This window comes from Thermomonas sp., from assembly GCF_025993755.1.
Lineage (GTDB): Bacteria > Pseudomonadota > Gammaproteobacteria > Xanthomonadales > Xanthomonadaceae > Thermomonas.
The window spans coordinates 1-1,573 of sequence record NZ_JAMQHN010000103.1 but is presented as its reverse complement, the minus strand read 5'-3'; the positions used below and the strand labels follow the sequence as shown (position 1 = coordinate 1,573).

Annotated in this window: 1 protein-coding gene and 1 pseudogene; both read right to left on the bottom strand. The window is 67.6% G+C overall.

Going from position 1 to position 1,573, the window contains the following annotated elements; all coding sequences use genetic code 11:
* A partial coding sequence (locus tag Q0X16_RS06890; RefSeq protein WP_297832423.1) for an FAD-dependent oxidoreductase occupies positions 1-1,018 on the bottom strand: 1,018 nt, incomplete at its 3' end.
* Positions 1,015-1,573 (bottom strand): annotated as a pseudogene (gene gltB / locus Q0X16_RS06885) (glutamate synthase large subunit); the annotation flags it as partial. The gene Q0X16_RS06890 and the pseudogene gltB, both read right to left, overlap by 4 nt.

Genomic DNA, 1,573 nt, shown 5'->3' with positions numbered 1-1,573 from the left:
GCATGTTCTTTTCGTCGCGGCGGTAGGCGCAGGTGACGCTGGCGGCGCCCTGGCGGATGCTGGTGCGGTTGCAGTCCATCGCGGTGTCGCCGCCGCCCAGCACCACCACGCGCTTGCCCTTCATGTCGTGGAAGACTTCGCCGGGTCGGGTGAGTCCGAGGCAGTTCCTGACATTGGAAATCAGGAAAGGCAGCGCTTCGAGTACGCCCGGCAGGTCCTCGCCGGGGAAGCCGCCCTTCATGTAGCGGTAGGTGCCCATGCCCATGAATACGGCATCGTATTCGTCGAGCAGCGCCTGCATCGGCACGTCGCGGCCGATCTCGGTATTGAGGCGGAACTCGATGCCCATGCCCTCGAACACCTCGCGGCGGCGGGTCATGACGGTCTTTTCCATCTTGAATTCGGGGATGCCGAAGGTGAGCAGGCCGCCGATTTCCTCGTGGCGGTCGTACACCACCGCCTGCACGCCGTTCCTCGCCAGCACGTCGGCGCAGGCGAGACCGGCGGGGCCGGCGCCGATCACTGCGACGCGCCTGCCGGTCGCCACGACGTTCGACATGTCGGGGCGCCAGCCGGCCTTGAACGCTTCCTCGGAGATGTAGCGCTCGATCTGGCCGATGGTCACCGCGCCGAAACCGCCGACGTTCGGCCCGCCGCCGACAGCTTCGCCGAAGCCGTCGGTGTTGAGGGTGCACGCGCCTTCGCACAGCCGGTCCTGCGGGCAGACGCGTCCACACACCTCGGGCAGCGAGTTGGTGCGGTGGGAGAGCTCGGCGGCCTCGAACAGGCGGCCTTCGGTGATGAGCTTCAGCCAGTTCGGGATGTAGTTGTGCACCGGGCACTTCCACTCGCAGTAGGGGTTGCCGCAACCGAGGCAGCGGTCGGCCTGTTCCTGCGCGTGCGCCGGAGACATCAGCGCGTAGATCTCGCGGAATTCGTTCTTGCGGACCTCGGCCGGCGTCTTGGCGCCGTCGCGGCGCGCCTGCTTCAGGAAATGGAATACGTCACCCATCGTCATGCTCCCACCACAACACGCGCCGGCCCGAGGATGTCCTCGACCAGGTCTTCGAGCGAAATCCGCTTTGGCTTGACCAGCCAGACCTTCGCCAGGGTGGCGTCGAAATCGGCGAGCAGGGCCCTGGCGCGCGCGCTGCCGGTGAACTCCTGGTGGCGTGCGATCTGCGCCCTGAGGTAAGCGCGGTAGGGCTCGGTGTCGTCGCCGGTGATGCGGATGGAGTCGACCATTTCCTTGTTGAGCCGGGAGACGAAATCGCCTGTCTCGTCGACGACGAAGGCCATGCCGCCCGACATGCCGGCGCCGAAGTTCAGCCCGGTCTCGCCCAGCACGATCACCGTGCCGCCGGTCATGTATTCGCAGCCATGGTCGCCGACGCCTTCCACCACCGCCAGCGCGCCGGAGTTGCGCACGCCAAAGCGCTCGCCGGCCATGCCCGCGGCGTAGAGCTCGCCGCCGGTGGCGCCGTACAGGCAGGTGTTGCCGATCAGCGTGTTGCGGTGCGCCTCGAAGGTGGCGGCCCGTGGGGGGTGGATCACCAGGCGGCCGCCGCCCATG